We start from the raw sequence: 23,712 nt of genomic DNA, 5'->3' as shown, positions 1-23,712 counted from the left end.
CGATGATCACGCCACCCGTGGTGCACTCGCTGCGCGAGCAGATCCGCGAGCACATCGTGGAGGGCATCGTCAGCGGGCGCTGGAAGCCCGGCGAGCGCATCGTGGAGCGCCGGATCGCCGTCGAGCTGGAGGTCAGCCAGACGCCGGTCCGCGAGGCCCTGCGCGAGCTGGAGACCCTGCGGCTGATCGAGTCGGCGCCCAACAAGGGCGTGCGCGTGCGCAACCTCTCGGCGGCCGACCTGGAGGAGATCTACCCGGTCCGCGCGGGCCTGGAGCAGATCGCCGCGGAGCTGGCGGCGCCGCGCCTGGCGGCCGACTGCACGGCCCTGGAGCCGCACGTGGCGGCCCTGTGGGAGGCCGACCGCAGCGAGGACGGCACCGCGCAGGTGCGGCACACGGTGGGCTTCCACCGGGAGCTGGTGCGGGCCGCGGGGAACAGCGTGCTGCTGCACACCTGGGAGAGCCTGGGCATCGAGGTGTTCACGGCGCTGTCGATCCGGTGGCTGGGGACCGTGCAGAAGTCGTACGCCGAGGAGCACGCGGCGCTGGTGGAGGCCTTCCGCAACCAGGATCCGGAGATCGGTCTCCTGGTGAAGCGGCACGTCCTGGGGTGCGCTCCGCGCGCCTGAGTCAGGCCTCCGCGCGCCTGGGTCAGACCTCCCACAGACCCGCTCCCGCGCCCGGTTCGGCCCGTTTTGCCCGGCACTGCGTGCCCTGAGCATTGGCACGCAGTGCCGACTTTTGCCCTGTGGCCATTTTTTCGCCACTTTCGTTTGATCGATCATCGATCAGCGCTTTACAGTCATCGCGGACCCCAACAGGGTCCGACGACCCTGTCCTGCCCGTCAGGGATTATCTCCACCACCTCTCCTTGTCCGGAAGGCGGCGCACACCGATGTCCGACCCCGTAGGAAAGCTTCCGAGCGAGCTCGACCAGCTCCCGGACCGCGACACCGAGGAGACCGCCGAATGGGCGGCCTCCCTCGACGCCGTCGCCCAGGCCGCCGGTACGCGCCGCGCCGAATACCTGCTCCGCCGCACCCTCCAGCACGCCGAGGCCGCCGGCCTCGCGCTGCCGAAGCTGCTGGAGACGGACTACGTCAACACCATCCCCACCGCCGCGGAACCCGAGTTCCCCGGTGACGAGGCGATGGAAGCCCGGATCACCGCCTGGAACCGCTGGAACGCGGCGGCCATGGTCACCCGCGGCTCCAAGTACGGCGTCGGCGGCCACATCGCCACCTTCGCCTCCGCGGCCTGGCTCTACGAGACCGGCTTCCAGCACTTCTTCCGCGGGAAGGAGGCCGACGGATCGGGCGACCAGCTCTACATCCAGGGCCACGCCTCCCCCGGCATCTACGCCCGCGCCTTCCTCGACGGCCGGATCTCCGAGCAGCAGCTCGACCTCTTCCGCCAGGAGTCCGGCGGCAACGGCCTGCCGTCCTACCCGCACCCGCGGCGCCTGCCGTGGCTGTGGGAGTTCCCGACGGTCTCCATGGGCCTCGGCCCGCTCTCCGCGATCTACCAGGCGCGCTTCAACCGCTACCTGCAGAACCGGAGCATCAAGGACACCGCCAACTCGCACGTCTGGGCCTTCCTGGGCGACGGTGAGATGGACGAGCCCGAGTCGACCGCCGCCCTGGCCCTGGCCTCGCGCGAGCAGCTCGACAACCTGACCTTCGTCATCAACTGCAACCTGCAGCGCCTCGACGGTCCGGTCCGCGCCAACTTCCGCGTGGTGCAGGAGCTGGAAGCCCAGTTCCGCGGCGCCGGCTGGAACGTCATCAAGTCCCTGTGGGGCTCCGCCTGGGACGAGCTGTTCCAGCTGGACACCACGGGCGCCCTGGTGCGCCGCCTGCGCGAGGTGCCCGACGCGCAGTTCCAGACGTACGCGACCCGCGACGTGGCGTACATCCGCCAGCACTTCTTCGGCGCGAACGCCGAGCTGACGCAGCTCGCCGCGGTCCTCACCGACGCGAAGATCGCCGAGTGCTTCCACAGCTCCCGCGGCGGCCACGAGCCCCGCAAGGTCTACGCCGCGTACAAGGCCGCCCTGGAGCACAAGGGCGCGCCGACCGTCATCCTCGCGCAGACCGTCAAGGGCTACACGCTGGGCGCCGGGTTCGAGTCGAAGAACGCGAACCACCAGATGAAGAAGCTGACGGTCGACGAGTTCAAGGACATGCGCGACCTGCTCGGCCTCCCGATCCCGGACAGCGCCTTCGCCGACGGCCAGGTCCCGTACGGCCACCCGGGCGCGAACAGCCCGGAGGTCCAGTACCTGAACGAGCGCCGCGCGGCGCTCGGCGGCCCGGCCCCGGCCCGCAAGGTCAGGCACGTGGCCCTGCCCGCCCCGGCGGACCGTTCCTTCGCCCCGCTGCTCAAGGGCTCCGGCAAGCAGGAGATGGCCACCACCATGGCCTTCGTCCGGCTCGTCAAGGACCTGATGCGGGACAAGGAGACCGGCAAGCGCTGGGTGCCGATCGTCCCCGACGAGGCCCGCACCTTCGGCATGGAATCCCTCTTCCCGTCGGCCGGCATCTACTCGCCGCTGGGCCAGACGTACGAGCCGGTCGACCGCGACCAGCTCATGTACTACAAGGAAGCCAAGGACGGCCAGATCCTCAACGAGGGGATCACCGAGGCCGGCGCCATGGCCGACTTCATCGCCGCCTGTACGTCGTACGCGACGCACGGCGAGCCGATGATCCCCTTCTACATCTTCTACTCGATGTTCGGCTGGCAGCGCACCGCCGACCAGATGTGGCAGCTCGCCGACCAGCTCGGCAAGGGCTTCATCGTCGGCGCCACCGCCGGCCGCACCACGCTGACCGGTGAGGGCCTCCAGCACGCGGACGGCCACTCGCACCTGATCGCGTCCACGAACCCGGCGTCGCTGAACTACGACCCGGCCTTCGCGTACGAGATCGCGGTAATCGTCAAGGACGGTCTGCGCCGGATGTACGGCGAGAAGCCGGAAGACGTCTTCTACTACCTGACGGTCTACAACGAGCCGAAGGTGCAGCCCGCGATGCCCGAGGGCGTCGAGGAGGGCATCCTCAAGGGTCTGTACCGCTTCAACACCGCGGCCGACCTGGCGGAGGCGGCCCCGGCCGCCGACGCGCCCAAGATCCAGCTCATGGCCTCGGGCACGGCGATCCACTGGATCCTCGAGGCGCAGAAGCTGCTCGCCGCCGACTGGAACGTCTCCGCCGACGTCTGGTCCGCCACCTCGTGGGGCGAGCTGCGCCGCGAGGCGCTGGAGTGCGACGAGGCGCTGCTGCGCGGCGAGGTGCGCACCCCGTACGTGACCCGCGCGCTGGAGGGCGCCCAGGGCCCGGTGCTGGCCGTTTCCGACTGGATGCGCCAGGTCCCGGACCAGATCAGCCAGTGGGTCGAGCAGGACTACACCTCGCTGGGCACGGACGGCTTCGGCCTCTCCGACACCCGCGAGGGCGCGCGCCGCCACTTCGGGGTTGACGCCCAGTCGATCGTGGTCGCGTCGCTGGCCCAGCTGGCCCGCCGCGGCGAGGTCCCGGCCTCGTCCGTCAAGGAGGCCCGCGAGCGCTACGGCCTCTGAGCCGTACCGCACGAGCCGCACGCGCGCTGAGCCATAAGGCCGGTGTCCGGCCCCGGAAGGGGCGGACACCGGCCTTTCGCCGTACGCGCGGTGGCGGGTGGGGGGCGCAGCCGTGATGCTGGAGCCGTGATGGACGAGACGGAGTTCTGGGAGATTGTCGACAGCACCCGCGCGGCCGCCGGAGGCGACCCCGAGGAACACGCCGACCTGCTGGTCGAGCGGCTGGTGCGGCTCGACCCGGATTCCGTCCTGGACTTCGCCCGGCACTTCGAGGCCCGGTACAACCGCGCCTACACCTGGGAACTGTGGGGCGCGGCCGCGATCCTGCTGAACGGGGCGAGCGACGACGCCTTCGACTACTTCCGCTGCTGGCTGATCGGCCAGGGCCGGGAGGTCTTCGAAGGCGCCGTGCACGATCCGGACCACCTCGCCGAGCTGCTGGACGAGTTCGACGAGGAGATCGACGGGGACGGCGAGGAGCTGGGGTACGCGGCGGACGAGGCGTACGAGCAGCTGACCGGCGCGGAGCCGCCGGACCTGGGCGTCCCGCAGCAGGCCGCGGAGCCGGAGGGCACCGTGCTCGACCTGGAGGACGAGGCCGCGCTGGCGGAGCACTTCCCCCGGCTGTGGGACCGCTTCGGCGACTGATCCGCCGCGGACGCTCCTTAAGCCGTGCGTGTCGCTTAGTAGTGCGTGCCGCCGTCGATGCGGATCTCCGTACCGGTGATGAAGGCGCCGTCCTCGGAGCCGAGCATCGCGACGACGCCCGCGACGGTCTGCGGTCCGGCGAAGCCCTGGCCGAGGGCCGGGGCGAGCTTCGCGAACAGGCTCCAGTCGGTGTCCTCGGGCAGGCCCGGGCCGTTGCCGGTGGTCATCCCGCTCTCGATGGAGCCTGGGGCGACGGCGACGAAGCGCACGCCCTGCTTGCTGTACTCGGCGGCGAGGGCGTGGGTCATCGACTGGATGCCGCCCTTGCTCGCCGCGTAGGCGGCCATGTAGGGGTGGGCGAAGGACGCCGAGGTGGAGCTGAAGTTGACGACGACCGGCTGGTCGCCCTCGATCAGCGCCGGGATGGCCTCGCGGATCATCAGGAAGGTGCCGGTCAGGTTGACCGTGATGACCTTGTTCCAGAAGTCCAGCGTGGTCTGGTGGGTGTGCGCGGAGCGCAGGATCCCGGCGGCGTTGACGAGTACGTCGAGCCCCCCGAGTTCCGTGACGGCCGCGGCCACGCCCGCCCGTACGGCGGCTTCGTCGGATATGTCGAGGACGGCGGTGGTGAGCGCCGCCGCGTGTCCGTCGGCCGCGGCCTGCTCGGCGGTGGCCTTCAGACCGGCTTCGCTGACGTCCACGGTGTGGACGCGGCCGCCCTCCGAGAGGATGCGGTGGACAGTGGCCCGGCCGATGCCGGAGCCACCGCCGGTGATGAGGACGCGACGTCCTGCGTAACGGTTCATGGGTGCGAGCGTACGACCCCATGACACGTTTTGCCAGAGCGACAATGGATGCACTCCTTCTCCGCGCCCAGGGGTAGGCTTCAGGGGTGAGATCTCCACGCCCGTACGCGCCCCAGCCCGGCCCCGGAGCGCGGTCACTGACCGAACGGCGCAAGGCGGCCACCCAGCTGGACATCGCCCGCGCCGCCTGCGAACTCTTCGCCGAACACGGCCCCGACGGGACCACCGCCGAGGACATCGCGCACCGGGCGGGCGTGGCGTTGCGCACGTTCTACCGCTACTTCCGCAACAAGCAGGAGGCCGTGGCGCCGCTGCTGGCGGGCGGCGGCGACGCGTGGCGGGCCCTGCTCGCCGAGGAGCGGCCCGGCACCCCCCTGGCCGAGGCCCTGGAACGCGCCGTCACCCGCTCCCTCACCGACCTGCTCGCCGTCGGCGAGGGCCTGGCCGTGACCCGGGGCCTGCTGCGCGCCGCGGCGCACGACCCGGCCCTGCGGGCCGTCTGGTACCGGGTCAACCAGGAGTCGGAGGAACAGCTCGTCCCCCTGCTGGCCCGCCTGGCCGGCCCGGAAGCGGACGCCCTGTCGGTCCGCCTCCTCGCCGCGGCGGCCACCGACGCGATCCGCATCGCCCTGGAGGTCTGGTCCACCACGGACGCCCCCACGACGGGCCCCACCTCCCCCGCCTCCCTGGCCCTCCAGTGCCTCCACGACCTGACGAGCGGCATGCCACTGCTCCGCTGACGCGGACCGAGGGCAGCCGGTGGCGCCGGAACGCACGGAGGCCCCCACCCCCTGGATGGCGGGGGTTGGGGGCCTCGGCGGAGACGTCCGTACGTCGGCGGTCGGCGCGACCAGCCGCCCGGGAACGCGTTTCCCGACGCCGTCGCTCCCGTTCCGGGCGACCTCAGCGTTGCGGGTCCTCGCGCACCGCGCCTCCGTCACCCTCCAGCTCGTCGATCGACGCGAGCAGGCGATGGGCGTTCGCACGGCTCCGCAGCAGATGGACGGTTTCCTTCAGCGATTGGTAGTCCTCAAGGGAGACCATGACGACGGGAGCATGTCCGGCGCGGGTGATGACGACCTCCTCACGGTCGTCGATGACGGAATTGAGCACCTCGGCGTACCGGGCTCGGGACTCGGAGTACGTGATCGTCTTCAGGGCTGCGCCACCTTTCTCCGTACAGGAAACTCCAAGAAGACGCGCAGGCGCCACAAGCACCAACGAAAGGCCGCCGCCCGCGGCCCCTTGGCGGGGGCGCGGGCGGCGGCCTTCGGTACAGCCTCGGCGGGCGGTGGCGGGTCGAGCCCGCGGCGCGGCTTAGAGGTCGAAGTACAGCTCGAACTCGTGCGGGTGCGGGCGCAGGGCGATCGGGGCGATCTCGTGCGTGCGCTTGTAGTCGATCCAGGTCTCGATCAGGTCGGAGGTGAAGACGCCACCGGCCTGGAGGTACTCGTTGTCGTCCTCGAGCGCGCGCAGGACGGCGTCGAGCGAGGTCGGGACCTGCGGGACGCTCGCGTGCTCGTCGGGCGAGAGCTCGTAGAGGTCCTTGTCGATCGGCTCCATCGGCTCGATCTTGTTCTTCACGCCGTCGAGGCCCGCGAGCAGCAGCGCCGAGAAGGCGAGGTACGGGTTGGACGACGGGTCCGGGGCGCGGAACTCGACGCGCTTGGCCTTCGGGTTCGAGCCCGTGATCGGGATGCGCATGGCCGCGGAGCGGTTGCGCTGCGAGTAGACCATGTTGACCGGGGCCTCGAAGCCGGGCACCAGACGGTGGTAGGAGTTCACCGTCGGGTTGGTGAACGCCAGCAGCGACGGCGCGTGCTTGAGGATGCCGCCGATGTAGTAGCGGGCGGTGTCCGAGAGGCCCGCGTAGCCGGCCTCGTCGTAGAACAGCGGGTCGCCGTTCGCCCACAGCGACTGGTGCACGTGCATGCCCGAGCCGTTGTCGCCGAAGATCGGCTTCGGCATGAAGGTCGCGGTCTTGCCGTTGCGCCAGGCGACGTTCTTCACGATGTACTTGAAGAGCATCAGGTCGTCGGCCGCGGCGAGCAGCGTGTTGAACTTGTAGTTGATCTCGGCCTGGCCACCGGTGCCGACCTCGTGGTGCTGGCGCTCGACCTGGAGGCCCTGGCGGTCCAGTTCGAGGGAGATCTCGGCGCGCAGGTCGGCGAAGTGGTCGACCGGGGCGACGGGGAAGTAGCCGCCCTTGTAGCGGACCTTGTAGCCGCGGTTGTTCTCGGTCGAGCCCGTGTTCCAGGCGCCGGCCTCGGAGTCGATGTGGTAGAAGCTCTCGTTCGCGCTGGTCGCGAAGCGCACGTTGTCGAACACGTAGAACTCGGCCTCGGGGCCGAAGTACGCGGTGTCGGCGATGCCGGTGGAGGCGAGGTACGCCTCGGCCTTCTTCGCGATGTTGCGCGGGTCGCGGCTGTACGCCTCGCCCGTGATCGGGTCGTGGATGAAGAAGTTGATGTTCAGCGTCTTGTCGCGGCGGAACGGGTCCACACGGGCCGTGGACAGGTCCGCGCGCAGCGCCATGTCCGACTCGTGGATCGCCTGGAAGCCGCGGATCGAGGAGCCGTCGAACGCCAGTTCATCGTCCGGGTTGAAGACGCCTGCCGGGATCGTGAAGTGCTGCATCACTCCGGGCAGGTCGCAGAAGCGGACGTCGACCATCTTGACGTCGTTGTCTGCGATGTACTTCTTCACTTCGTCGGCGTTCTGGAACATCCAACTCCTCCTACTCCCGACCCCCCGGGCGGGGGCGGGCTGCATAGCGCGTGGTGCGTCCAGTGCGGTGGCGCACGCTGACCCGACCATAAGCAGACGGGATTTCTCAAGCATGACCCATTTGTTTCGCACAAGTTAACCAGGGTCCCGGCGAAGGCGCCGGGAACACCACGGGTACCGTGGTCGGGTGGACAACAGGCAAGCAATCGGATCGTGGCTCTCCGGCCCGCGCGCGGCCGCCGAGGAGATGGGCGCCGACTTCGGTTACCCGGGCCAGCGGCTCGGCCTCCCCCAGGAGGGACCGGGCTCCGTGGCGCGGTTCGGCCGCCGGCTGGGAGCCGTGGCCATCGACTGGATCGGCTGCCAGATCATCGCGTACGGCCTGATCACGCGGGGCGGCGCGAGCGCGACGGGCAACTGGACGCTGGCGCTCTTCGTCACCCTGGCCGTCCTCACGGTGGGCACCGTGGGCTTCACCCCCGGCAAGCGGATCCTCGGCCTCCGGGTGATCTCGGAGGACGGCGGCCGCCTCGGCCTCGGGCGCGTGGTGCTCCGTACCCTGCTGCTGGCCCTGGTCATCCCGGCGGTCATCTGGGACCGCGACGCCCGCGGCCTGCACGACCGCCTCTCCCGCGCGGTCCAGGTCCGCATCTGAAGAGAAGCAGGACGAGCACGTGGGGCGCCCCCGGTCATCGACCGGGGGCGCCCCACGTGGCGTGTGTCGTCTTGTATGCAATGCGCGCGGATCAGCCGCGCGGCGGCCGCTGACCGCCCCGGGCGCCGCGGCCGGGGAGCGGACCCTTCGGGATGGGCATGTTGCTCATCAGGTCGCCCATGGCGCGGAGCTTGTCGTTCACCGCGGTGATCTGCGGGCCCTGCAGGACGCGCGGGAGCTTGAGGAGCGTCGTGCGCACCTTCTTCAGCGGCACCTCGCCCTCGCCCGTGCCGACGATCACGGTGTGCACCGGGATGTCCGGCATGATGCGCGCCAGTTTCTTCTTCTCGGCGGCGAGCAGGCTCTTCACCCGGTTCGGGTTGCCCTCGGCCACCAGCACGACGCCCGCCTTGCCGACGGCGCGGTGCACGATGTCCTGCTGGCGGCTCATCGCGATGGCGGGGGTGGTGGTCCAGCCCCGTCCCACGTTGTCCAGTACCGCCGCGGCCGCGCCGGGCTGGCCCTCCATCTGTCCGAAGGCGGCGGCCTCGGCACGCCGTCCGAAGATGATCGCCATCGCCAGGAACGCCACCAGGAGACCCAGGATGCCCAGATAGACCGGGTGACCGATCAGGAAGCCGATCCCGAGGAAGACACCAAAGGTGACGATTCCCACGCCCGCGACGATGAGGCCGACCTTGGGGTCGGCCTTACGGGTCATCTTGTACGTCAGGGCGATCTGCTTCAGTCGCCCGGGGTTCGCAGCAGTCTCTGCGTTTGACTTCCTCGCCATGCAGCGAAGTTTACGTGGCCTGCGGGGTCCGGGTCGCCGCGGCCTCGAGTACGTGCTCGGTTTCGACCCGGTCCTTGGCCCTGCGGCGGTCTTCCAGGACCGCCGTCCAGGCGTTGCGACGCGCGCCGCTCATGAGCAGCGACTCGATGCCCCGGAAGGCATCGGTGAACGACGGGATGGCGATGGCGCGAACGGGCGCGGCCTGCATGTCGATCCCTCTCTGGTGCTCTCGTCGATGGAGCTGCGTGGTTCCGCGGTGCGGAACGGGGTGGTGCGCGGTGGTGCGGGGGTGGTGCTCGTGCGCCGGGGCGTGCGCCGCACGCGCTCGCCGCGTACGGCGCGTGTGCGGTGCGTGGATCCAGCGTCACTGATTGGTGTTACCAGGGCATGACCGACTGGTCAAACGGTGATGAAACATTGACGCGGCCCACCAGGTGTCTCCCTTGAGAGAGCCTAGGGGCCGCGTCGCCGTGGTGTTACTGCCTGGTAAGACTTTGTGCGCGAATTCACACAGTCGTGCGGTGGTCCATCGCCTGCTGGTACAGCCGGCCGGCGCGGTACGAGGACCGCACCAGCGGACCCGACATGACGCCGGAGAAACCGATGTCCTCGGCCTCCTTGGCCAGCTCCACGAACTCGGCCGGCTTCACCCAGCGCTCCACGGGGTGGTGCCGCGGCGAGGGCCGCAGGTACTGGGTGATCGTGATGAGTTCGCAACCCGCGCCGTGCAGGTCCTTGAGCGCCTGGGTGACTTCCTCGCGCTCCTCGCCCATGCCGAGGATCAGGTTCGACTTGGTGACCAGGCCGTACTCGCGCGCCTTGGTGATCACGTCCAGCGAGCGCTCGTAGCGGAAGCCGGGGCGGATCCGCTTGAAGATCCGCGGGACCGTCTCGACGTTGTGCGCGAAGACCTCGGGGCGGGAGGCGAAGACCTCCTCCAGCAGCTCCGGGACGGCGTTGAAGTCCGGGGCGAGCAGCTCGACCTTGGTGTGGCCGCCTTCGCGGCCCGCCGTCTGCTGGTGGATCTGGCGCACCGTCTCGGCGTACAGCCAGGCACCGCCGTCCGGCAGGTCGTCGCGGGCGACGCCGGTGATGGTCGCGTAGTTCAGGTCCATGGTGACCACGGACTCGCCCACACGACGCGGCTCGTCGCGGTCCAGGGCCTCGGGCTTGCCCGTGTCGATCTGGCAGAAGTCGCAGCGCCGGGTGCACTGGTCGCCGCCGATGAGGAAGGTGGCCTCGCGGTCCTCCCAGCATTCGTAGATGTTCGGACAGCCCGCTTCCTGGCACACCGTGTGCAGTCCTTCGCCCTTCACCAGGGCCTGCATCTTGGTGTACTCGGGGCCCATCTTCGCCCGGGTCTTGATCCACTCGGGCTTGCGCTCGATGGGCGTCTGGGCGTTACGGACCTCAAGGCGCAGCATCTTGCGTCCGTCGGGTGCGACTGCGGACACGACCGGCTCCCTGTGACTTCGATTCTTCGGCGCCCACCAGGGTACGCCCGTAATTTCATACGTTCTTACGTCGGCCAACCTGCGGGCGGCCGGGCTCATTCCCCGCGGCTACGGCGCCGCGGGCTCGATGACGCGGGGCCGCGGCTCCGCGCCCGTGAGGACGTCCCTGAGATGGCCCTCGACGACCGGCAGCACCTCGGCGATGGTGATCTCGCGGCCCAGTTCGCAGGAGAGCGAGGTCACACCGGCGTCGCGGATGCCGCAGGGGACGATCCGGTCGAACCAGGTGTTGTCGGGGTTCACGTTGATCGCGAAGCCGTGCATCGTGACGCCCTTGGCGACGCGGATGCCGATGGCGGCGAGCTTGCGGTCCTCGCGTCGCTGGCCGGCGTTGGACGGCGCGTACTCGGGCCCGTTCAGCCGGGGGTCGAACTCCTCGTCCGCCAGCCGCGGGTCGAAGTCCAGCGACAGGCCGCCGGTCTTCGGCCGGTCCTCGACGGGGTCGCCGAGCACCCAGACGCCGGAGCGGCCCTCGACCCGCGTGGTCTCCAGACCGAAGTCGGCGGCGGTGCGGATCAGCGCGTCCTCCAGCCGCCGGACGTGGGCGACCACGTCCACCGGGCGGGGCAGCTTCATGATCGGGTAGCCGACGAGCTGGCCGGGTCCGTGCCAGGTGATCTTGCCGCCGCGGTCCACGTCGACCACCGGGGTGCCGTCCAGGGGGCGCTCGCTGTCGGCCGTGCGCCGTCCCGCCGTGTAGACGGGCGGGTGCTCCAGCAGCAGGCAGGTGTCCTCGGTCTCGTCGGCGAAGCGCGCGGCGTGGACCCGCCGCTGCTCTTCCCAGGCCTCCGTGTACTCGACGGCATCCGGCCCGAAGCCCAGATGGACAAACCGCAGCTCAGCCACCGCAGCGCCTCCTCGTTGAACCCGCTGTGCGTGCATATCGCACCCATATCGCACCCACCCAGCGTACGGCGCTCCCGCCACCGCTCGGCAGGCCCCCTACGCGGGCCCCGCGGCCGGGCCCTGCGGCGGCCCGGGCGGCGGGCCCAGCGGCCCGGGCGGCGCCGCCGGCGGCCGGCGGGTCCTGCGGCGGCCCCGGGACGGGCGGTCCGGGTCCTCGTCGGCCCGCGGCAGCCGCCGGTGCCCCTCGGAGTGGTCGTTCACCCAGCCGCACACCCCGCAGGCGTAGCGCCCGTCGAGCCCGGCGATCAGCGTGCCGCACCGCCGGCACTCGGCTTCGGTTATCTCGGGCGCGGGAAGCGGTGCGGTCGATTCCGGCGCGGCGTCCGGGGCGGTGTCCGGGGCGGCATCCGCGACGGCTTCCGGTACGGAACGCCGCTCCTGGGGCGAGCGGGTCATACCGGCAGCTTATGCGCGGGGGTGGCGGAGGCGTCCGTAAAGCGCCTGCCCGGTTCTTCGCACGATCGGATGAATGTGGGATAGAAGGGGCGGTCCGGGCGGAGCCGACCGCTACATTCACGCCGTTCACAGGGCCGGGACACCGGTCCGTCACGTCAGGAGACCGTGGAGCCGATGACGGAACGACCTGCCCAGCGCGTCCCCAACCGGCAGCTCGCGGCACTGATCGCCGAGGCCGGGTTCTCCAATGCCGGGCTCGCCCGCCGCGTCGACCAGCTAGGGCTGGAGCACGGTCTCGATCTGCGGTACGACAAAACCTCCGTCACCCGGTGGCTGCGCGGCCAGCAACCGCGCGGGACCACCCCCGCGCTGATCGCCGAGGTGTTCACCCGGCGGCTCGGCCGGCGGCTCTCGGCGCAGGACCTCGGGCTGGACGCCTGCGCTCCGGTCTACGCCGGGCTGGAGTTCGCGGCCACCCCCGAGGAGGCGGTGGACATCGCGAGCGGCCTGTGGCGCAAGGACTCCGGTTCGCACGCCGAGCTGCGGAAGATCGCCTTCACCCCGGCCGGGCTCGTCGTGCCCAGCCGGGACTGGCTGATCGGCCGGGCCGACGAGCGGGTCGGCCGCGGCGCGGACGCGGACGCCTCCCGGATCCCGGCCCAGGGCCGGTCCACCGTGCCCCGCCAGCGCCAGACCGACCGGGGACCCGGCCAACGGGTCACCTCCGGGGACATCGCGGCGCTCAGATCGGTCGGCGACCTCTTCCGGGCCCTGGACCACGCCTACGGCGGCGGCCACGCCCGCCAGGCCCTGGTGCGCTACCTGGAGCACGAGGCCGAACCGATGCTGCGCGGCACCTACAGCGAGAACTCCGGCCGGCGGCTCTTCGCGGCCGCCGCCGACCTGACCCGGCTGGCGGGCTGGACCTCGTACGACATCGCCGCCCACGGGCTGGCCCAGCGCTACTTCGTGCAGGCCCTGCGCCTCGCCCAGGCCGCCGGGGACCGGCCCTACGGCGCCTACGTCCTGGTCACCATGAGCCGCCAGGCGGTCTACCTCGGCCACGGGCGCGAGGCCGTCCAGCTGGCCCGGGTCGCCCAGCAGGGCGTCGGCTCGGGCCCGCCCCAGGTGGTCCAGGGGCTGCTGCACGCGGCGGAGGCCCGGGGGCACGCGGTGCTGGGCGAGGTACGGGCGGCCACCGCCTCCCTCGTCCGGGCGGAGCGGGCGCTCGGCGCGGCGCGCCCCGGGGACGACGTGCCGCACTGGGCGCGCACCTTCGACGAGGGGGAGCTGGCCGACGAGTTCGGGCACTGCCACCGCGACCTCCAGCAGTACCGGGCCTCGGCGCAGCACGCCGAGCGCGCGCTCCAGCTGCGGGCGCCGGCCTTCGCGCGCTCGCGGCTGTTCTGCCGCGTGGTGCTGGCCACGGCCCGGCTGGGGCTGGGCGAGCTGGACCAGGCCTGCGCGCTGGGCGCGGAGGCGGCGCAGCAGGCGACGGAGATGCGCTCGGCGCGCGCGGTGGAGTACGTACGGGACTTCGAGCGGCGGCTGGAGCCCTACCGGGACGCGGCGGCCGTACGGACCTACCGGGACCGGGTGGCGTCGCTGGCGTAGGCGTCGCTCGCGTAGGCGCCCCCGGCCCGGGGCGCACCGGGGGCCCGGCTCCCGGGAGGGAACCGGGCCCCGCACCGGGTGGTTTCAGGCCGCCGCCGGGACGGCGGGCGTGGCGGCCGGCACCGGGATGCCGAAGTCGCGCAGGACGGCGGTCGTCGCGCGGCGCGCCGAATGCAGTGCGCCCTGGACCGTGTTGGTGTCCCGGTGGTCGCCGCACACGTACAGCCCGGCCAGCACCCGGACCGTGCGCCGCGTGTCGTAGGGCGCGGGCATGGCCGGAACGGCCTCGGGCGTGTGGTGGACGGCGAGCAGCTCCCAGTCCCGGGTGGAGGTCTCGTAGAGCCGGGCGAGGCGGGAGGCCACCGTCCGGGCGGGCGGCGGCGGACCGAGGACGGTGGTGCTGACGAGCGACCGCCCGGCCGGGGCGCGGCTCGGGTCGACGGCGCTCATCACGGTGGTGTGGGCGACCGGCCACCGGGGATCGCCGTCGAGCAGGAGCGAGCCGTCCCAGGGCAGTACGGCGGCGGTCGCGTGGTGGATGACGGTGACCTGGTGGAAGCGGGGCACCCGCAGGCCGGGCAGCAGCTCGGCCGCGGCGCGGGCGCCGGTGGCGAGCAGGACGGAGCGGCAGGCGAAGTCGCCGTGCTCCTCGGTGGTCACCAGGTTGGTGGCCACCGAGCGCACGCGCACGCCGGTGCGCACGGTGCCGGGCGGCAGGCCGGCCGCGAGGAGCGCGGGCAGCGCGGCGGCGCCGCCCTGGGGCACCGCGAGGCGGCCGCGGGCGAAGCGGCGCAACGCGAGGTCGGCGACGCGGCTGGAGGTGGTGAGGTCCGGGTCGCAGAGCAGGGTGGCGAGCAGCGGCCGCAGGACTCCGGCGACCGTGCGCGGGGGCAGGGTCCGGGTGCGCAGCGCGGCGAGCGCGGTGCGCTCGGGCCGGGCCAGGATCCGTTCCTCGGGCAGTGCGGCGAGACGGCCGAGCGCGGCGCTGAGCCGGGCCTGGTCGAACGAGCCGCTGGCGAGGGCGCGGGCCGGGGTGAGGGCTCCGGCCCGGACCTGTTTGCCATCGGTGTGGACGAGGACGCCGGGCGCGAAGGGCCGCAGGACCAGGTCCTCCAGGGCGGGTGTGCGGGCGAGTTCCGGGTACGAGGTGTTGAGGAGCTGACCGACCCGGTCCAGCCGGAATCCGTCGGTCCGCTCGGTGGCCATCCGGCCGCCGGGATCGTCGGCGGCCTCCAGGACGGTGACGCTGACCCCCGCTGCGATCAGATGGTGTGCCGCCGTGAGTCCTGAGACTCCGGCTCCTACGATGACTACGTCCGCATGGTGTGCGCTGCTGAGCACGTGCCCCTCCCCGAGGTCGGCGCGGCTTGTCTGGTCCTCCTTCCCCCAACCGGCTCCAGCAGAACCCGAGTTGGACGCGCTTTTTCGAACAGTTCCCGTTGCGTACCGGTCGCACTGCGGACACATCCGGGTCGCATGGGGGTCACGAACGGTCGCACGGGCAGGGGCGGCCGCCCGGCGGTGCGCCCCGGGTCCGCCCGGGCCCGTGCGAGGGGAGGGCCTACGCCAGCGCGGCCCGGATCGCGTCCTCGATCCCGGGGTGGCGGAAGACGAATCCGGACTCCAGCAGCCGTGCGGGGCGCACCCGCTGACTGCCCAGCACGTCCTCGGCGAACTCCCCCAGCGCGAGCCGCATCGCCGCGGCCGGTACGGCGCAGACGGTCGGCCGCCGCAGTACGCGCCCCATCGCCGCGGTCACCTCGCGGTTGGTCAGGGGCTCCGGAGCGGTCAGGTTCACCGGGCCGGACAGGGCGGGGGTGTCGATCAGGTGGCGCAGGGCCGCGATCTCGTCGTGCAGGGAGATGTACGACCAGTACTGGCGGCCGTCGCCGAGGCGGCCGCCGAGGCCGGCCCGGAACACCGGGAAGAGCTTGCCCCAGGCGCCGCCCTCGGCCGCGACGACCAGGCCCGTACGGGCGAAGACGGTCCGTACGCCGGCGGCGTGGGCGGGGGCGGCGGCCGCCTCCCACTCGACGCAGACGGAGGGCAGGAAGCCGGTGCCCGCCGGGGCGCTCTCGTCCACGGCCCGCTGCCCGGTGTCGCCGTAGTAGCCGATGGCGGAGCCGCAGACCAGTACGGCGGGGGGCCGCTCCGCTGCCGCGACGGCCGTGGCGATCGCGGTGGTGCCGAGCACGCGGCTCTCCCGGATCTCCCGCTTGTACGCCGCGGACCAGCGGTGGTCCCCGACGCCCGCCCCGGCGAGGTGCACGACGGCGTCGGCGCCGACGAGGGCGCCGGGGGCGACGTGTCCGCGGCGCGGGTCCCATTCGGCCTCGTCCGCGGCGGCGGGGGCGCGGCGGACGAGGCGCACGATGTCGTGGCCGTCCGTGCGGAGCGAACGGACGAGGGCCGACCCGATGAGACCGGCCGAGCCGGTGACCACGATGCGCATCCCCCCATCCTGCCCCGCCTTCCCCGGGGGCACCGCCACCAAGCCCCCCGGGCCCCGTCACCCAACCCCCTCAGCCCCACGGCCGACCCCCTCAGCCCCGCCGGCGTTTGAGGCGCGGGTCCGGGCGGAGCCCGGGGCGGCCCGCCAGGGCCGTTGTCCCCTGCGGGGCCCCTGGGGCTCCGCCCCAGACCCCGCGCCTCAAACGCCGGCGAGGCTGAAGGCGGGGGCGACCCCGGGATGGGCCCGGGACCCGCGCCTCAAACGCCGGCGAGGCTGAGAGGTACCCGGCAAGGGTGGGTGGGGCCGGACCAAGGCGGGGTACGCCCGGCCCGGAGGGCCCGAGGCGGGCACGGGCCCACGGGGCCGCGGAGGCCGGAATCGGACGGGCGCCCCCCGCCAGGGGTTACGTGGAGCCCAGCCAGGTGCCCACCGCGTAGGTGACGGCCATGGCCACGGCGCCGCCGGCCACGTTCCGCAGGACCGCCCGCCCCACGGCGGCCGCCCCCAGCCGCGCACTCACCCACCCGCACAGCGCCAGCGCACACAGCACCGCCCCCGCCGTCACCGGCACCCGCGACCCCGCCCCCGGCAACACGATCGCCAGCAGCGGCAGCACCGCCCCGACCGTGAACGCGACCAGGCTCGCCAGCGCCGCGTGCCACGGGTTCGCCAGCTCGTCGGGGTTGATCCCGAGCTCCACCCGGGCATGGGCCCGCAGCGCGTCCCGCTCCGTCAGCTGCTGCGCGGCCTCCCGCGCCACCGCCTCGCTCAGCCCCCGCGCCTCCAGCAGCCCCGCCAGCTCGGCCAGCTCCGCTTCGGGGTCCTCAGCCAGTTCCCGCCGCTCCAGCTCCAGCGCGGCCCGCTCCGAGTCCCGCTGGGAGCTGACGGACACGTACTCCCCCGCCGCCATCGACAGCGAGCCCGCCAGCAGCCCGGCGATCCCGGCCGTCAGGATCTCCGGGCGGCTCGTCGTCGCCCCGGCGACGCCCACCACCAGTCCGGCGGTGGAAATGATCCCGTCGTTGGCGCCGAGCACCCCGGCCCGCAGCCAATTGAGCCGGGTGCTCATGGCCCCGCTCTGCGTTTCCTCGTCGTTGTACGTCACCGGTCCACTCTCGGTCACGCGACGGCCCGGCGTGCGCGTCCACGCCCCGTCGACCAGGGTGGAGTGGTGAGACGCGGACGCGAGGAACCGGGCTGGCTGCGCGGGGCACCACCACCGCGCTGGGCCCGGTTCGCGCCCGCGGTGGCCCTGGTGGTGCTCGTCGCCGCCCAGGGCCTGACCCCGGGCAACGTGGAGCTGGGCTTCTTCCTGGCCGGACTGCCCCCGGTCGCGGCGTTCTCGTACGGAGCCGCCGGCACCGCGTTCTTCGCCGCCCTGGTCCTCGGCCTGCTCGGCCTGCCGGGCCTCGGCGTCGGCCACGCCAAGGGCGCCGACCTCGCGACGGTGGCCGCGATCGGCCTGCTCAGCGTGGTCATCGCCTGGGTGCGCAAGCGCCGGGACGCCCAGCTGGTCAGCGTACGGACGGTCGCGGAGGCGGCCCAGCTCGCCGTGCTCCCGCCGGTACCGCCCGAGGTGGGGCCGGTGCGGTGCGCCGGGCTGTACCGGGCGGCCCAGCGCGGCACCCTGGTCGGAGGCGATTTGTACGACGTACGGGCGGGCCCGCACGGCATCCGCGCCCTCGTCGGGGACGTCCAGGGGCACGGCCTGGCCGCGGTCGCCACGGTGGCGGCGCTGCTCGGCGCGTTCCGCGAGGGCGTGCTGGACGACGGCGGCCTGACGGCGGTCGCGGCCCGCCTGGACCGCCGGCTGCGCACGGACGCCGAGAACGCGGTCTACGCCGAAGTGTTCGCGACCGCCCTGCTGCTGGAGTTCACGCCCGCGCTGGACCTCGTACGGGTCGTGTCCTGCGGCCATCCCTCGGCGCTGCTGCTGCGCCACGGCTCGGTGACGGAACTGGAGGTGGAGCCGGGCCCTCCGCTGGGGCTGGGGCTCGCGGGCCTGGCGCCGCCGCCGGTCGCCGTCACGCCGCTGCGGCCCGGAGACCGGTTGCTGCTGTACACCGACGGGGTGACCGAGGCCCGGGACGCGATCGGGGCGTTCTACCCGCTGGCCGACCGCGTCCCCGCGCTGCTGGCGGGGGGCCCGGCGGACCTCTCGGGGCTCGCGGACGCGGTGTGGCGGGACCTCGTCCGGTTCACCGACGGTGGCCCCAGGGACGACGTGGCCCTGCTCGTCCTCTCCGCCCCCGGGTCCGCGGACCCGGCGATCCGCGGGGGAAGTGCAGCCCCCGCGGACCGCCGGTGAGGCTCAGCCGGCCTGGCGGATGAACGTCCGGACCATCTTGCAGGTGACGTTGGACGGCCGGTGGATCCCGACGCGCGCCGCCATGCTCCGGATCTTCCGGTTCGTCGCGCGCTGTGCGTCATACGTCCCCGTGTCGAGCAGGGATATCGCCAGCCGCATCGCCTTGAGACGGCGGTTGTGGCTCTCGTACCACTCACGGGGCAGACCCGCGGGCAGTGGCTTCTTCTTGGGCATCGAAATGATCGCGGCAGCGGCCATCTACAGCCTCCCAAACGGTAGTTGGCTTCCTGTCGTGCTCCCTCGATTTTACCGGGGACCACTGACAAAAGCCCCTGGCCAGACAGGCTCGGTAGGCTTCCGCCCATGGAGATCTGGATCAATCCCGCCTGCTCGAAGTGCCGCAGCGCGCTCACCCTCCTCGACGCCGAGGGGGCCGACTACACGGTGCGGCGCTACCTGGACGACGTACCGTCCGAGGACGAGATCCGCGCGGTGCTCGGCCGCCTCGGCCTGGAGCCCTGGGACATCACGCGTACGTCCGACCCGCTCGCCAAGGAAACCGGCGTACGGGAGCTGCCGCGCGAGGCGACGGACGCCGCGCGGGCCCGCTGGATCACCCATCTGGCCGCGCACCCCCAGCTCATCCAGCGCCCGATCATCACGGCCGACGACGGCACGGCGGTCGTGGCCCGCACGGACGAGGCCGTCCGCGACGCGCTCTCCCGCCAGGCGTAATCCCCTGGCCCGGCGCCCCGGCCGGCACGTAGCGTCGGCGGGCGTGACTCCTTCGCTGCGCACCGCCCGCCTCGCCCTGGATCCGTACACGCCGGAGGACGAAGAGGACTTCGTCGCGCTCTTCCAGGACGAGCGCGTCTCACGGTGGATGGGCGACGGCGGACCGGTGCCGGAGCCGCAGGACCGCGCGCTGTTCGGCCGGATCTTCACGAAGGTCTACGCCGACGGCCTCTTCGACGTCTGGGCCGTCCGCCGCGCAGGCCGCTTCATCGGGCACGCGGAGATCAAACCGACCACCGAGACCGGTGGCCACGAAATCATCTACGCCCTGTCCCCCGCAGCCTGGGGCGAGGGCCTCGGCACGGAACTCGCCGAAGCCCTCGTCGCCTACGGCTTCACCACCCTCGCCCTCCCCGAAGTCCACGCCACGGTGGCCGCCGAAAACAAAGCGTCCCTGACCCTCCTGACCCGCATCGGCTTCACCCACACCGCAGACGTCCAAGAACCGGACGGCAGCGTGACGCGGGTGCTGGGGAGGGTGCGTTGAGGTGGGGGCCCGGCTGCGCCGGTCATGGGTAGGTTTCGCGCTTCGGGGTCGGTGATGCTCCGGGGGCTGCCCGTCAGTTCCACTGTCTTCCCGTGCCGGGGCGTCCTGTCAAGAGCGCTCCTTCGTCGCGTCGCTTCGCGATGGCCTGCGGCCACCCTTGACAGGACACCCCGTCCCGAAAAGCCAAGAACTGTCGGGCCGCCCCCGGGGGAGGCAGGGGGGAGGGTGCCCGTTCCTGCCGGTCTGCGCCCGGCCGCAGGCCGAGTGGGGCCGATACGCCGCCCTTTGGGCGGAAAGAGCGCCCCTAATCGCTACGCGCTCCTCCGAGAGAAGCGTCAGCGGGCTGCGTGGGGCTGAGACTTCGCTCAGATGGATGTTGGTGCGGGTCTGGCAGCCGTCCGCCCCAAGAGTGGCGTTCCAAACCGCAACAAAAGGGGCGTCTTGAGAGGCTGTTGAGTGTCGACGGCTGCTTGACCCGAGTGGACTCTCGTCTGGCCGAGCTTTGAGCCCCGCCGCGCCCCTCACCAGCCCAGAACAGGCCGCAGACGCTTCTCTCGGAGAAGCGCGTAGCGATTGAGTGCGTTCTTGCCGCCCGCAGGGCGGGGCATCGGGCCCACTCGGGCTGCGGCCGGGCGCCGGACCGCAACGAATCGATCCCCTCCCCCCTGCCTCCCCCCGGGGGCGGCCCGACAGTTCTTGGCTTTCCGGGACGGGGTGGCATGTCAAGAGTGGCCGCAGGCCATCGCGCAGCGACGCGACGAAGGAGCGCTCTTGACAGGACGCCCCGGCACGGGAAGACAGTTGAACTGACGGGCAGCCCCCGGAACCACCCCGACCCCGACGCTCGAAACCTACCCACGAGCGGCGAAGCCGCGCCCCGGCGCAGCCGGGGTCACCAGCACCCCCAACCCCCCACCACCTCCCCCGCCCCCACCAACAGCAGCGAGTGGTGGGAGAGGCCCGGGAGTACGCGGACCACCGCGTCCGGGACCGCCGCGGTGGCGGCGCGGGCGGCTCGGGCGGGGTCGTGGCAGCGGGCGTTTCCGGCGAAGAGTGCGAGCAGCGGCAGTCCCCGCGCCGCCCCCGCACCCAGGACCGGCCGGGCGCCGGTCACCGGGCGGGCGGTCGGGAGTGCGGCGGCGGCCGTGCGGACCCGCATCCAGGCCGGGTCCAGGACGGCGCCCCCGGTCTCCCAGGCCAGGAAGGAACGGACCCGATCGGGCGTGGGCCGCAGCAGCATCGGCAGGGCCCGCACCACGTAGGCCGGGCGCAGCCCGGCGAACACCTGGGTGGGGTCCAGCAGCACCAGCCGCCGCAGGCGTTCCGGCCGCCGGGCGGCGTAGTGCGCGGCGATCCACCCGCCGTAGGAATACCCGGCCAGCTCCACCACCCCTCCCCCCACACCCTGGCCGTCGAGAACCCCGTCGACTACCCCGTCGAGGACCGCGTCCAGCCACTCCGTCAGGTCGTCGACCGTGCGGAGCGGCCGCCCCGCGGCCGGGACGCTCATCCCCGGTTCCCCCACGAGGTCCACGGCGTGCACCCGCCGTTCCCGCGCGAGCCCGGCCCGCAGGCACTCCCCCCACACCAGCGACGTCGTTCCACCGCCGGGGAGCAGCACGAGCGGCGGGGCGCCCCGCGGACCGGTGCTGTTGATCCGGGTGGCACCGAAAGGAGTGTCGACCACGCGGGCGTCGACCGGCCCCGGGCCGGCCCACCGGCCGAGGGCGTCGTCGTAAGCGGCGCGGAATGCCTCGTAAGCGATGTCGTAAGCGATGTCGTGAGCGATGTCGTGAGCGATGTCGTGAGCGATGTCGTGAGCGGTGCGGACGGCCTCCACCGGGTCCCTCCTCAGCTGCCGAGCTGCCGAGCTGCCGGGCATTCCCCGGCCTCTTCCACAGCGATAATCTCGCTGAGCGAGATATCCTCGCCCTACCGGATCCTAGGTGGAGTCCCCATGCCCCACAACCCACCCCCCGCCCCCCAACCGGCCCCTCAACCCGACCCCCTGGAGCTGGTCCACCTGCTCCGTGCCACCTCCGTCGAATTCGGTTTGCGGCAAGCGGAGTTCGGGGCGGCTCACGGCATGCACCCCACCGATGTGCGCGCCCTGGTCTGCCTGCTGGACGCGGCGCGGGCGGGCGAGAGTGCCACGGCGGGGCTGCTGGGCGCGCGGCTCGGTCTCAACTCGGCCGGTACGACCGCCGTGATCGACCGGCTGGAGCGCCTCGGCCACGTCCTGCGGACCCGGGACGCCGCCGACCGGCGCCGGGTGGTGCTCCAGGTCTCGCCCGAGGCCGTGCGGCTGGGCCAGGCCTTCTTCGGCCCGCTGATCGACGGCCTGGTCGGCGTGCTCGGCACCTTCGGGCCGGCCGAAGTGGCCGCCGTCCGCACCTTCCTGACCTGCGCACGTACGGCCCTCACCCCGTGACCGCCCACCCGGCCCAGGACTCGGCCCCCGCCCCCGCCCCCGACGACAGCCCGCCCGACGGCCCCGCACCCCACGACTCCACACCCGGCGCCCACCCGGCCTCCCGCGGCAGCGACCTGCACCTCGACCTGCCCTCCCAAGGCTCCCGCCGCGCCGCGCTCGCGCAGGCGCTGCGCGAGGCCGTCCGCGGCGGTCGCCTCGCGGCCGGGACCCGGCTGCCGCCCTACCGTTCGCTCGCCGAAGACCTCGGGGTGGCCCGCGGCACGGTCGCCGACGCCTACGCCGAGCTGGTCGCCGAGGGGTGGTTCACCGCCCGCCAGGGGTCCGGCACCCGGGTCGCGGAGGGGGTGCCGGTGCGTCCGGAGCGGGCCGCGCCGGGACCGGCGCCCGCGCGCCCGGCGCACCGGTTCGACCTGACCCAGGGCAAGCCCGACCCGGCGTCCTTCCCGCGCGGCGCCTGGTCCGCGAGCGTCCGGCGGGCCCTGGCCACCGCCCCCGCCGACGCCTTCGGGCCCGGGGATCCGCGCGGACGCCCCGAGCTGCGGCGGGCGTTGGCCCAGTACCTGGCCCGGGCCCGGGGGGTGCGTACCGACGCCGAGCACATCGTCGTCTGCGCGGGTTTCGCCAACGGCCTGCGCCTGCTGGCGGGGCTGCGACCCCGGGACTGGGCGGTGGAGGCCTACGGCCTGCCCTTCCACCAGGGGATCCTGGCCGCCGCGGGCGTGCGCCCGTACGCCGTCCCCATCGACGCGGACGGCGTCCGCACCGACGCCCTGCCCGCCCGGGCGCGGACGGCCCTGCTGACCCCGGCCCACCAGTTCCCCACCGGCGGGCCGCTGCTCCCGGCCCGCCGGACGGCCGCCGTGGAGTGGGCCCGCTCCACCGGCGGCGTGATCCTGGAGGACGACTACGACGGGGAGTTCCGCTACGACCGCAAGCCGGTCGGCGCCCTCCAGGGGCTGGCTCCGGACCTGGTGGTCTACGCGGGCTCGCTGAGCAAGAGCCTCTCCCCCGCCCTCCGGCTGGGCTGGCTGGTGCTGCCCGACGCGCTGACCGGCCAGGTCGTGGCGGCGAAGGGGCTGCGGGAGTCCTGGACGAGCGCGGTGGACCAGCTGACCTTCGCCGACTTCCTGGAGTCGGGCGCGTACGACCGTCACGTCCGCCGCATGCGCCACCGCTACCGCGCGCGCCGCGACCTGCTGGCCGCCGCCCTGGCGGAGCGCGTCCCGGGCGTGCGGGTGACGGGCATCTCGGCGGGGCTCCACGCGGTCCTGGAACTCCCCCCGGGGACCGAGTCCGCGGCCCTGGCGGCGGCGCGGCGGGCGGGGCTGCTGCTGGACGGGCTGTCGGAGTACCGCCACCCCGCGGCCGGGGCGGCGCACGGGGGCCGGACCGGCGCCGACCGCCAGGGGCTGGTCGTGGGGTACGCGGGTCTGGGCGAGCGGCAGTTCAAGGAGGCGGTGGGGGTGTTGACGGGGGCGCTGCGGTCGGCTCTCGGGGCGACTGCACCGCCCGCCCCTTCCGGCCGGGATGCCGTGCCGTCCACCACTTCTCATCTGGATTGATCTTGCGTGTACCAGATTTCATCCGGCATGCTTGC

24 protein-coding genes are annotated in these 23,712 nt (G+C 72.9%); 11 read left to right on the top strand and 13 right to left on the bottom strand.

The window, feature by feature from the left end:
* Positions 1 to 5: 5 nt before the first annotated feature.
* From AC0693_RS08460 to AC0693_RS08450, 3 genes are all read left to right on the top strand, one after another.
* The gene (locus tag AC0693_RS08460; RefSeq protein ID WP_356409776.1) at positions 6 to 629 is read left to right on the top strand and encodes a GntR family transcriptional regulator; all 624 of its coding nucleotides are present in this window, start codon (positions 6 to 8) and stop codon (positions 627 to 629) included.
* Between the two features lie 266 nt (positions 630 to 895).
* A complete protein-coding gene (gene aceE / locus AC0693_RS08455) occupies positions 896 to 3,580 on the top strand; it encodes a pyruvate dehydrogenase (acetyl-transferring), homodimeric type (protein ID WP_356409606.1) in 2,685 nt (894 codons plus the stop codon).
* A gap of 129 nt (positions 3,581 to 3,709) precedes the next feature.
* Positions 3,710 to 4,228 (top strand): DUF4240 domain-containing protein, encoded by a 519-nt coding sequence (locus AC0693_RS08450; RefSeq protein WP_356409603.1) that lies wholly within the window; start codon positions 3,710 to 3,712, stop codon positions 4,226 to 4,228.
* Positions 4,229 to 4,263: 35 nt separating this feature from the next.
* Here AC0693_RS08450 and AC0693_RS08445 read toward each other — a convergent pair whose 3' ends face one another.
* Positions 4,264 to 5,034: an SDR family NAD(P)-dependent oxidoreductase gene (locus AC0693_RS08445; protein WP_478801285.1), complete on the bottom strand. Its 771-nt coding sequence runs from the start codon at positions 5,032 to 5,034 to the stop codon at positions 4,264 to 4,266.
* 86 nt (positions 5,035 to 5,120) lie between these two features.
* Between AC0693_RS08445 and AC0693_RS08440 the strand changes: the two genes are divergently transcribed.
* A complete protein-coding gene (locus AC0693_RS08440; protein WP_469319246.1) occupies positions 5,121 to 5,774 on the top strand; it encodes a TetR/AcrR family transcriptional regulator in 654 nt (217 codons plus the stop codon).
* A 163-nt stretch (positions 5,775 to 5,937) separates the two neighbouring features.
* On the opposite strand, the gene AC0693_RS08435 is transcribed toward AC0693_RS08440, so the two are convergent.
* Positions 5,938 to 6,192, bottom strand: a complete 255-nt coding sequence (locus AC0693_RS08435) for a type II toxin-antitoxin system Phd/YefM family antitoxin (protein ID WP_468471187.1) — start codon at positions 6,190 to 6,192, stop codon at positions 5,938 to 5,940.
* Between the two features lie 159 nt (positions 6,193 to 6,351).
* Positions 6,352 to 7,761, bottom strand: a complete 1,410-nt coding sequence (glnA, locus tag AC0693_RS08430; protein ID WP_356409575.1) for a type I glutamate--ammonia ligase — start codon at positions 7,759 to 7,761, stop codon at positions 6,352 to 6,354.
* Positions 7,762 to 7,948: 187 nt separating this feature from the next.
* Here glnA and AC0693_RS08425 point away from each other — a divergent pair, with 187 nt between their 5' ends.
* Positions 7,949 to 8,416, top strand: a complete 468-nt coding sequence (locus tag AC0693_RS08425; protein WP_469336516.1) for an RDD family protein — start codon at positions 7,949 to 7,951, stop codon at positions 8,414 to 8,416.
* A 91-nt stretch (positions 8,417 to 8,507) separates the two neighbouring features.
* Here AC0693_RS08425 and AC0693_RS08420 read toward each other — a convergent pair whose 3' ends face one another.
* From AC0693_RS08420 to AC0693_RS08400, 5 genes are all read right to left on the bottom strand, one after another.
* The gene (locus AC0693_RS08420) at positions 8,508 to 9,209 is read right to left on the bottom strand and encodes a DUF4191 domain-containing protein (protein WP_356409569.1); all 702 of its coding nucleotides are present in this window, start codon (positions 9,207 to 9,209) and stop codon (positions 8,508 to 8,510) included.
* Between the two features lie 10 nt (positions 9,210 to 9,219).
* A complete protein-coding gene (locus AC0693_RS08415) occupies positions 9,220 to 9,417 on the bottom strand; it encodes an SCO2195 family GlnR-regulated protein (RefSeq protein ID WP_214937012.1) in 198 nt (65 codons plus the stop codon).
* A gap of 298 nt (positions 9,418 to 9,715) precedes the next feature.
* Positions 9,716 to 10,663 (bottom strand): lipoyl synthase, encoded by a 948-nt coding sequence (gene lipA, locus AC0693_RS08410; protein WP_356409566.1) that lies wholly within the window; start codon positions 10,661 to 10,663, stop codon positions 9,716 to 9,718.
* Positions 10,664 to 10,771: 108 nt separating this feature from the next.
* Complete coding sequence (gene lipB / locus AC0693_RS08405; RefSeq protein ID WP_469319248.1) at positions 10,772 to 11,569, bottom strand: lipoyl(octanoyl) transferase LipB; 798 nt, start codon at positions 11,567 to 11,569, stop codon at positions 10,772 to 10,774.
* Between the two features lie 96 nt (positions 11,570 to 11,665).
* The gene (locus tag AC0693_RS08400) at positions 11,666 to 12,025 is read right to left on the bottom strand and encodes a hypothetical protein (RefSeq protein WP_478801284.1); all 360 of its coding nucleotides are present in this window, start codon (positions 12,023 to 12,025) and stop codon (positions 11,666 to 11,668) included.
* Between the two features lie 174 nt (positions 12,026 to 12,199).
* Here AC0693_RS08400 and AC0693_RS08395 point away from each other — a divergent pair, with 174 nt between their 5' ends.
* Positions 12,200 to 13,639 (top strand): regulator, encoded by a 1,440-nt coding sequence (locus tag AC0693_RS08395; RefSeq protein WP_478801283.1) that lies wholly within the window; start codon positions 12,200 to 12,202, stop codon positions 13,637 to 13,639.
* Between the two features lie 84 nt (positions 13,640 to 13,723).
* On the opposite strand, the gene AC0693_RS08390 is transcribed toward AC0693_RS08395, so the two are convergent.
* The 3 genes from AC0693_RS08390 to AC0693_RS08380 all read right to left on the bottom strand — a co-directional run bounded on the left by AC0693_RS08390 (position 13,724) and on the right by AC0693_RS08380 (position 17,160).
* Positions 13,724 to 14,980 carry an NAD(P)/FAD-dependent oxidoreductase gene (locus tag AC0693_RS08390; RefSeq protein ID WP_469319251.1) on the bottom strand — a complete coding sequence of 419 codons (1,257 nt, stop codon included), beginning with the start codon at positions 14,978 to 14,980 and terminating at the stop codon, positions 13,724 to 13,726.
* Between the two features lie 220 nt (positions 14,981 to 15,200).
* Positions 15,201 to 16,091, bottom strand: a complete 891-nt coding sequence (locus AC0693_RS08385) for a TIGR01777 family oxidoreductase (RefSeq protein ID WP_469319252.1) — start codon at positions 16,089 to 16,091, stop codon at positions 15,201 to 15,203.
* Positions 16,092 to 16,494: 403 nt separating this feature from the next.
* Positions 16,495 to 17,160 carry a VIT1/CCC1 transporter family protein gene (locus AC0693_RS08380; RefSeq protein WP_356415591.1) on the bottom strand — a complete coding sequence of 222 codons (666 nt, stop codon included), beginning with the start codon at positions 17,158 to 17,160 and terminating at the stop codon, positions 16,495 to 16,497.
* A 102-nt stretch (positions 17,161 to 17,262) separates the two neighbouring features.
* Between AC0693_RS08380 and AC0693_RS08375 the strand changes: the two genes are divergently transcribed.
* Positions 17,263 to 18,399: a PP2C family protein-serine/threonine phosphatase gene (locus tag AC0693_RS08375; protein ID WP_478801282.1), complete on the top strand. Its 1,137-nt coding sequence runs from the start codon at positions 17,263 to 17,265 to the stop codon at positions 18,397 to 18,399.
* 3 nt (positions 18,400 to 18,402) lie between these two features.
* On the opposite strand, the gene AC0693_RS08370 is transcribed toward AC0693_RS08375, so the two are convergent.
* Positions 18,403 to 18,657, bottom strand: coding sequence for a hypothetical protein (locus tag AC0693_RS08370; RefSeq protein WP_356415577.1), 255 nt, complete (start codon positions 18,655 to 18,657; stop codon positions 18,403 to 18,405).
* 105 nt (positions 18,658 to 18,762) lie between these two features.
* Between AC0693_RS08370 and AC0693_RS08365 the strand changes: the two genes are divergently transcribed.
* Both AC0693_RS08365 and AC0693_RS08360 read left to right on the top strand, forming a co-directional pair.
* Positions 18,763 to 19,134 (top strand): ArsC/Spx/MgsR family protein, encoded by a 372-nt coding sequence (locus tag AC0693_RS08365; RefSeq protein WP_356415574.1) that lies wholly within the window; start codon positions 18,763 to 18,765, stop codon positions 19,132 to 19,134.
* Between the two features lie 43 nt (positions 19,135 to 19,177).
* Positions 19,178 to 19,681, top strand: a complete 504-nt coding sequence (locus tag AC0693_RS08360; RefSeq protein WP_469319254.1) for a GNAT family N-acetyltransferase — start codon at positions 19,178 to 19,180, stop codon at positions 19,679 to 19,681.
* Between the two features lie 892 nt (positions 19,682 to 20,573).
* On the opposite strand, the gene AC0693_RS08355 is transcribed toward AC0693_RS08360, so the two are convergent.
* A complete protein-coding gene (locus tag AC0693_RS08355) occupies positions 20,574 to 21,521 on the bottom strand; it encodes an alpha/beta fold hydrolase (RefSeq protein ID WP_478801281.1) in 948 nt (315 codons plus the stop codon).
* 117 nt (positions 21,522 to 21,638) lie between these two features.
* Between AC0693_RS08355 and AC0693_RS08350 the strand changes: the two genes are divergently transcribed.
* Both AC0693_RS08350 and pdxR read left to right on the top strand, forming a co-directional pair.
* Positions 21,639 to 22,112 (top strand): MarR family transcriptional regulator, encoded by a 474-nt coding sequence (locus AC0693_RS08350; RefSeq protein ID WP_468471137.1) that lies wholly within the window; start codon positions 21,639 to 21,641, stop codon positions 22,110 to 22,112.
* Positions 22,113 to 22,228: 116 nt separating this feature from the next.
* The gene (pdxR, locus tag AC0693_RS08345) at positions 22,229 to 23,677 is read left to right on the top strand and encodes a MocR-like pyridoxine biosynthesis transcription factor PdxR (RefSeq protein ID WP_478801367.1); all 1,449 of its coding nucleotides are present in this window, start codon (positions 22,229 to 22,231) and stop codon (positions 23,675 to 23,677) included.
* Positions 23,678 to 23,712: the final 35 nt, after the last annotated feature.

Source organism: Streptomyces sp. NPDC043876 (assembly GCF_056435825.1).
Note: the sequence above shows the minus strand (reverse complement) of the source record. Positions and strands in the feature narration are given on the sequence as shown.